9 protein-coding genes and 1 pseudogene are annotated in these 6,649 nt (G+C 41.1%); 3 read left to right on the forward strand and 7 right to left on the reverse strand.

Annotated features, from left to right (window positions below; translation table 11 throughout):
* The first annotated feature begins 234 nt into the window (after positions 1 to 234).
* Complete coding sequence (locus tag DWZ76_RS07715) at positions 235 to 1,074, forward strand: tRNA 2-thiocytidine biosynthesis TtcA family protein (RefSeq protein ID WP_022358643.1); 840 nt, start codon at positions 235 to 237, stop codon at positions 1,072 to 1,074.
* 1 nt (position 1,075) lies between these two features.
* Positions 1,076 to 2,131 carry a tyrosine-type recombinase/integrase gene (locus DWZ76_RS07720; RefSeq protein ID WP_117795383.1) on the forward strand — a complete coding sequence of 352 codons (1,056 nt, stop codon included), beginning with the start codon at positions 1,076 to 1,078 and terminating at the stop codon, positions 2,129 to 2,131.
* 262 nt (positions 2,132 to 2,393) lie between these two features.
* Here the strand turns inward: DWZ76_RS07720 and DWZ76_RS07725 are convergent, their stop codons facing one another.
* From DWZ76_RS07725 to DWZ76_RS07765, 7 genes and pseudogenes are all read right to left on the reverse strand, one after another.
* The gene (locus tag DWZ76_RS07725; protein ID WP_118467674.1) at positions 2,394 to 2,756 is read right to left on the reverse strand and encodes a helix-turn-helix transcriptional regulator; all 363 of its coding nucleotides are present in this window, start codon (positions 2,754 to 2,756) and stop codon (positions 2,394 to 2,396) included.
* Positions 2,757 to 3,033: 277 nt separating this feature from the next.
* A complete protein-coding gene (locus DWZ76_RS07730; protein WP_182431291.1) occupies positions 3,034 to 3,324 on the reverse strand; it encodes a DUF4491 family protein in 291 nt (96 codons plus the stop codon).
* A 172-nt stretch (positions 3,325 to 3,496) separates the two neighbouring features.
* Positions 3,497 to 3,781: an Ada metal-binding domain-containing protein gene (locus DWZ76_RS07735; protein WP_118472339.1), complete on the reverse strand. Its 285-nt coding sequence runs from the start codon at positions 3,779 to 3,781 to the stop codon at positions 3,497 to 3,499.
* Between the two features lie 539 nt (positions 3,782 to 4,320).
* Positions 4,321 to 4,692: a DUF2500 domain-containing protein gene (locus DWZ76_RS07745; RefSeq protein WP_106999873.1), complete on the reverse strand. Its 372-nt coding sequence runs from the start codon at positions 4,690 to 4,692 to the stop codon at positions 4,321 to 4,323.
* A gap of 288 nt (positions 4,693 to 4,980) precedes the next feature.
* Positions 4,981 to 5,583: a Type 1 glutamine amidotransferase-like domain-containing protein gene (locus DWZ76_RS07755; protein ID WP_007888235.1), complete on the reverse strand. Its 603-nt coding sequence runs from the start codon at positions 5,581 to 5,583 to the stop codon at positions 4,981 to 4,983.
* Positions 5,584 to 5,853: 270 nt separating this feature from the next.
* The gene (locus DWZ76_RS15050) at positions 5,854 to 5,991 is read right to left on the reverse strand and encodes a hypothetical protein (protein ID WP_181357141.1); all 138 of its coding nucleotides are present in this window, start codon (positions 5,989 to 5,991) and stop codon (positions 5,854 to 5,856) included.
* Positions 5,992 to 6,123: 132 nt separating this feature from the next.
* A pseudogene (locus DWZ76_RS07765) lies at positions 6,124 to 6,234 on the reverse strand (AraC family transcriptional regulator); the annotation flags it as partial.
* A gap of 11 nt (positions 6,235 to 6,245) precedes the next feature.
* On the opposite strand from DWZ76_RS07765, the gene DWZ76_RS07770 reads away from it, so the two are divergent.
* Positions 6,246 to 6,404, forward strand: a complete 159-nt coding sequence (locus DWZ76_RS07770; RefSeq protein WP_333549080.1) for a helix-turn-helix domain-containing protein — start codon at positions 6,246 to 6,248, stop codon at positions 6,402 to 6,404.
* Positions 6,405 to 6,649: the final 245 nt, after the last annotated feature.

Below are 6,649 nucleotides of genomic sequence, written 5' to 3' on the forward strand. Positions count from 1 at the left end.
GGCAAAGGCGGCATCCATCCATTTTGTGTTTAGGTTTGTTTTTATGCTGAAATACGATATTGAATAATTCATAAAATGATTTATTTACAAATAAAGGGAAACATGGTATGATAGGGAGATGGACAAAACTATTCGTGAAAGCCTACTTTATCGAATAGTTTGAAATATAAATATGTGTATGCACTTAATCTATTTGCTAAACTATTCATTCGTTATATTTGAAAGGATGTTCTCATGAAACTTCAACGTCTTCTAAGTTTAACCCGCCAGGCGGTTGATGACTATCGTCTGATTCAATCCGGCGATAAAATAGCTATCGGTATTTCTGGCGGTAAAGACAGCCTGACACTTTTATATGCTTTACAGGGGCTTCGCCGGTTTTACCCGGAACCATTTGAACTTTGTGCTATTACAGTTGATCTGGGCTTTCAGGCACTTTCTCCGGAGGTTTCGAACCGGTTGTCGCCGACGCTTTCATCGGATGCGGCTGCATTTGATTTAAAACCGGTTCAGGAGCTTTGTGATGAATTAAACGTGCCCTACACGGTCGTCCCGACGGAAATCGGCAAGATTCTCTTTGAAACCCGTCAGGAATCCAATCCATGTGCGCTCTGTGCCAAGATGCGAAAAGGCGCTTTAAATGAAGCGGCACTGAAACTTGGCTGTAATAAAATCGCCTATGCACATCACCGCGACGATCTGATCGAAACCATGCTTTTATCCTTAATATATGAGGGGCGTTTCTATTCCTTCTCGCCGAAAACCCATTTGGACAAAACGGGATTGACGCTGATCCGCCCGCTGATGTATGTCCAGGAAGCCGATGTGATCGGATTTAAAAACAAATATCATCTTCCTGTCTGTAAAAATCCATGTCCCGTAGATGGAAAAACAAAACGCGAGTATGTGAAACAATTAACAAGGAAACTCAACCATGATTCACCGGGGGTAAAGGATCGCTTTTTCCATGCGATTATTGATGGAAACAATCCCGGATGGCCGGAACGGACCGATCGACACCTGAAAAATTTGATACATTCGGACCTTTCATCATCACCAAAGGAGGAATTGTGATATGGCTGCACTCTCCTACCACGAACAGGAAGACATCGAAAACACAAAACGAATCCGAGGCATTCTGAAAGAGCTGCCACCGTTCTGTACCGATTTCTTCCGCGGCATTGAACCTCGTACATCAGCGCGCACCCGGCTTGCGTATGCCTATGATTTAAAGACATTTTTTGATTTCCTGAAACAAGCAAATCCAGAGCTTAAATCAAAGAAGCTGCGCGATTTGCCGCTCTCTCTTCTGGATGAAATCAAATTGATGGATCTGGAAGAATATATGGAGTATCTGAAATGTTATTCGACCGAAAAACGTGAGGATCTGATGAATACAGAGCGGGGTATCATGCGGAAAGTATCGACGGTCAAAAGCTTTTACAACTATTTTTACCGGACCGAGCGGATTCAGAATAATCCCGCTTCTCTTCTGCAGCTTCCCAAGATTCATGAAAAAGAAATTATACGCCTCGATGTTGACGAGGTGGCGCGTTTCCTGGATGAGGTTGAGGATGGCGAATGTCTGACCGAAAAACAGAAAGCCTACCATGCAAAGACCAAGCTGCGAGATCTGGCGATGATGACGCTTCTGCTTGGTACGGGGCTTCGTGTATCAGAATGTGTCGGACTGAATATCAACGATGTTGATTTCCGAAACGGTGGTCTTAGGATTCATCGAAAAGGCGGAAAGGAAGTCATCGTATATTTTGGTGCCGAGGTAGAATATGCGCTTCAGGACTATCTCAGCGAGCGTGAACATATTGTCCCAGAGGAAGGCAGCGAAGAAGCACTCTTCCTCTCCATGCAGCGTAAGCGCATTAACGTACGCAGCGTGGAAAAAATGGTCAAAAAATACGCACAGCTCGTCACACCGCTAAAAAAGATCACGCCACATAAACTCCGCAGCACCTACGGCACGAATCTGTACCGTGAAACCGGCGATATTTACCTCGTCGCAGATGTTTTGGGACACAGTGATGTCAATACGACGAAGAAGCATTATGCGGCGCTGGAGGATGAACGGCGGCGAAGCGCAAGGAATAAGGTGCAGCTGAGAGAAATAGAGTAAAGGGCAAAAAGGCAAAAAGTAAAAAAAATTTTTAGGTAAAAAAGGCTAATTTCGTACTTTATTTCCGTGTAAAGTGAAAATAGTATTTTGCTAAAATAAAGTTTAAAATTCATATTTGCCAAGTAAAAACCGATGACCTCGACTGCTTATAGTCTATGCCATCGGTTTTCCTAGTTCAAGCACTCTCACTCTGCTTCATCTGTGTCTCAATAACTTCGTCTAAGTTGGCTGCTGTAGTTTGTTCACTCATAGCCTTCTGCCTCTAATAATAAACACTGCAAAGGTTTAAAATATCCTGCAACAGATCATACTCCATCTTTGCCTTATCATTCATTTGATAATTTATCAGAGCCTTTTGCGAGTACATCGCATCTACGCTTTGCGTTTTCGTTGAAAATTCCATCAAAGTATCCGGGCCAATGCCCAAACTGGTAAAAATTTTATTCAAATGCTTATCGAATGAGCTTTTACTATCTATCTCGCCATTTAAAATTTTATCTAAAGTAGGTCGAGAAATTTCTGCCTTTTTGCAGAACGATACCTTAGAGAATCCATTGCCACTGATGTAGTCCTTTAATTTTATTCCTGTCAGTTTTCTCATTTCAAAAAGTTCATCAAAACGCACTCTCTATCTCTCCCAGTAACAAATTGTCAATAGTTTTTTAATCACTTTTCTTAAAAAGGCAAAAAATAGAACGTATAGTAAACGCTATGGTGCGTTGACAACGTATAGATTATTTCCATACGCTCTATCTCTCATTTCGTAAACGTTCCATAGCAAGTACCTTGCCAGCCCAAAGTGCTGCAACATGGTTTTGCAAGCAATAATCCGCAACGTTCGCTCCTCCAGTATTCACCTGTAATCTCCATACCGCCATCTTCTCATCTCCCCGCTTTCTTCTTTAGTGCTTATCCACCTTCCGCTTCGGGAACCATCCTTTTGCCACTCTTTTTTCCTGTTCTTTCAGTTCCTTAATGCTCCAAAAGCAACTGACGCCCAAAACACCCAGGGAAACCGACCAAAGTATTTCCTGCATTCTTACGGATAGAATCATACACAAAATGCCCACCAGCAAAAATACCGGCCAACAGCGGCTTCCAAAGTAATACTCCGCATATATAACAATAGGATGGAACAATTCAATCAGAAAAAAGGTAAGCACACCAATCAATATCCCACTAAAATTCATCATAACTCCTTGTCCTTTTCCTTATACAAACAGCACATTATCGCAGACCGGCGCAACTTACCTTCTGCGTGCAACAGTCGCCCTCAACAGCATATCCAATATGCGCAAAGAAGAAGTATTGCAATATAGAACTACAACCTTCCTCTTCCATATTTTTTAAATATCTGACACATTTTTACGGATTGCATTTTTTACACGGATCATAACCTGCAGCAATCAGCGCATCCCTACTCTCTGATGAGGATTTTTTATTACTCTCCTTCATCTGTTTGACCGATGAACAGGACGGCCGATGAAATTTCTTTGTATTGGTATTGAGGATATAGGATTCCGTGCTGGTCTGCCGAGAAGCTGCCTGCGTAACAGCCTGTGTGGCCTGCTCTGTTTCTGCCGTCTTGTTTGTTCCAGAAGCCGAGCTGTCCCCCGTCGCATAATTGATGTTAAAGGTCACTTTACCCATTTTGAGGGATGTAAAGTGACCTTCTCTTAGTCAAATATAATGCCGTTCCTTTCTTCGCAAACCTTTACAGAAAGTACAAGCATCCATGTTTCGTTTTTGATAAAGAATCCGTTGCTTTGGTGAGCACTTATAATCGTGTGCACACACTGGGCATGTCCAACAAACAGGTGTTATGCAATTATCCAAAATCTGATCAGGATCACATAACAAATAGTTATCCAAATGGTTCCACTCATTCATTAAATCCGGATGCAATACGGCAAAGGAATTAACACCCGGAAGAACTTCTTTCATTGAACAATACACACAATCCACGTTTCCCGTTGCCATATCTCGAATAGAACTTATATATTCGCCACCACAATCAGGGCATTTCCAGAGTGCTCGGTAACATGAATTATTTAAATAATGTGACATTGGTTCTTCATTATTAGAAGACCATCGCGACATTAATTCTGGATTCGTTAACTTGAATTGACATAAACTTTTTCTTAAAATCACCTCCTCGTCTACTTCCTTTCACACTATCACCTCCAGAATCACACGCGCTCAAATGACAGATATCTCGTTCCCTGAAACGTAAGTTTCCCAATGTCGCCTTCCGCCAGCATTCCATATTCTCTGCCAGAAACCGACAGTTCCATCCGGTCACCGCTCTCTACCTGAAACGTGACATAGTAGCTGGTACTTGAAGTCGAATGGTAGCCATGAGTTCCAGACAGGTCACCCGCATTTGCATGGCTATGATGTGTGATATTTTCACGCTTTGCGACGATGGTTGCACTCACCGACAAACGCGGTGACTGATTGTTTTTATGCCATGTTCCGATTCCTGTCACAAACTGGAAGATGATCATGCCAAAAACCATTACGAAGATAATCGGAAACATAAACTCAAACAGCATAAACATATAGCTCACCTCTTCTTCATCTTTCGTCCAATGATTACTCTGAGCACAAAACATACGACAATCACGAAAAGCGAGGCAGCGATATACAGTAATGCTTCTGTATACCACGGTGCAGAATACGATTCGTATAGTTTCGGAAAGCGCTTATACCCATAGAAATCCATACCCGTTTTAATCACAATTATGTAGAAACTCGCATAGATAATATATTTTAATAAATCGTATAGTCCATCGTCTCCGCGATATTCTGTTTTAACCTTTTAGCATCGGCAAACTGAAATTTTCAAATTAGTCTTTGCAAATAACCTTTGAATCTTCACCATCAATTACAATTCCCTGACGGTTGTTAATTGGGCATAGATTCAAATCCGAAAACTCAGTCATTATTTTCTCGGTAACTTTCTTAAATGGTGCTGTAAGATAATGCGGAAGAACATAGAAATCAATCAAATCAATCCCTGCATCATCTTCTTGTGAGTAGTCCTCCGGCTTTTCATCCATTTGCTCGATATATTGGATGCTTGGAGCGCATATAATTGCGCCTGCCGACTCGCCGATCATCAATTTTCCATTTGCCAATTCCTTTTTCAGCAGTCCATCAGTTCCCGTTTTACGGAGCTGGTCCATAAGAAAGAAAGAATTTCCGCCGGTAAAATATATCACATCTGCTTCTTCAAAAACAGACTGTATCGTTGAATAAGCCTCCGTTGAAATATCAATTTCAGTTACGATTGCTCCCAACTTTTTGAATAATTTTCGAGCCGAGCCGACATAACCGGTGTAGCCTTCACGCAGTGAAGCTGTTGGAATAAATGCGACTTTCTTATTTTCAATTTCTTCCTTTATCAGACTTCCTACACTTGAAAAGTGCGAACATAAAAATAGTTTCATCAATATTCTCCTTTATAAATCCCGACTTGTTACTCACATTATATCATATTTTTTCTTCAGTTACATCCACCAAATTTTAGTACACTGCCATTCGGCTTGCTTCTGTAACCGGCATCCGTTTAATCTTCTCCTGCATTGTTTCCTTTGTATCTTCATTGATTTCTATACGGATTTCCCTTATGTTTTGATTAAGAATACCCTCTCAATGTATGAAAGGCCGGTTCAATTATATGTGTCTATTTTAATTCTGGAAACAGTTTCTCCAATTCTTCATGAAATGTCCCATTCCTTAATGGTTTGCCGCAGCGTCTCGATGGTCTGCGTTTTCTGCTCATTGATGTTCCGGTTTACAGCCTGCATTTCTTCCTCGGTTGTAGTAGATTCCTGCCAGCCTCTGTTCACGATCATTTTTCTGGATCTTCTGTTGGTTCTGGAAGTCTCCGGCTGCTTTTCCTATAACGGTATGGGTTTCCGTCTGAAACTTCCGTTCCGGATTTTTCTTTGTGGATACAGAAAGCTCTTTTCCATTAATAGAACCGTTTATAACAACATATCTTTCACGCATTTACTCCGATAGTCACTCGGCGATATTTTGTATCTTTCTTTAAATGTTCGGTTAAACGTTCTTTGACTTTCAAATCCACTATCCAGTAGGAATCCGAATCACCAATGCTCAGATTTTACTTGAAACAACAACTTATTCCATCAATGAGATTTCTAAGATGGTCGGGTATGATAACCAGCTTTATTTCAGCCGACTCTTCCACAAGCTAAAAGGATATTCACCTAGAGAATACCAAAAGATAAGAAATAAGTTCTGAAAACCATAATATTATAAGAATCCAATTTATGTGAACTACTCGGTAACTAAGTTACCAGAGCATCTGAAATCTGGCGGGATACCGCCTTTTTTCAGGGTGCGTCCATGACACCACTACTGCTTACCTTTCGGCTATACAGCTACTTTTATTATTTCTGGATTCTTTAGTCCGGTTACGGACAGTTCTTTCTGTTTTCCGGATACGGAAAGATATTTACGCAGGATATTAAATGCTCCTACTGCATC

It is taken from the genome of Clostridium sp. AF35-15, from assembly GCF_003477745.1.
Lineage (GTDB): Bacteria > Bacillota > Clostridia > Lachnospirales > Lachnospiraceae > Otoolea > Otoolea fessa.

Excerpts from the sequence above, each read along its gene's own strand:
- DWZ76_RS07735 (WP_118472339.1), bottom strand. The coding sequence starts at position 3,781 with ATGGGTAAAGTGACCTTTAACATCAATTATGCGACGGGGGACAGCTCG.
- DWZ76_RS07715 (WP_022358643.1), top strand. The coding sequence starts at position 235 with ATGAAACTTCAACGTCTTCTAAGTTTAACCCGCCAGGCGGTTGATGAC.
- DWZ76_RS07730 (WP_182431291.1), bottom strand. The coding sequence starts at position 3,324 with ATGATGAATTTTAGTGGGATATTGATTGGTGTGCTTACCTTTTTTCTG.
- DWZ76_RS07745 (WP_106999873.1), bottom strand. The coding sequence starts at position 4,692 with ATGTTTATGCTGTTTGAGTTTATGTTTCCGATTATCTTCGTAATGGTT.
- DWZ76_RS07720 (WP_117795383.1), top strand. The coding sequence starts at position 1,076 with ATGGCTGCACTCTCCTACCACGAACAGGAAGACATCGAAAACACAAAA.
- DWZ76_RS15050 (WP_181357141.1), bottom strand. The coding sequence starts at position 5,991 with ATGATCGTGAACAGAGGCTGGCAGGAATCTACTACAACCGAGGAAGAA.
- DWZ76_RS07755 (WP_007888235.1), bottom strand. The coding sequence starts at position 5,583 with ATGAAACTATTTTTATGTTCGCACTTTTCAAGTGTAGGAAGTCTGATA.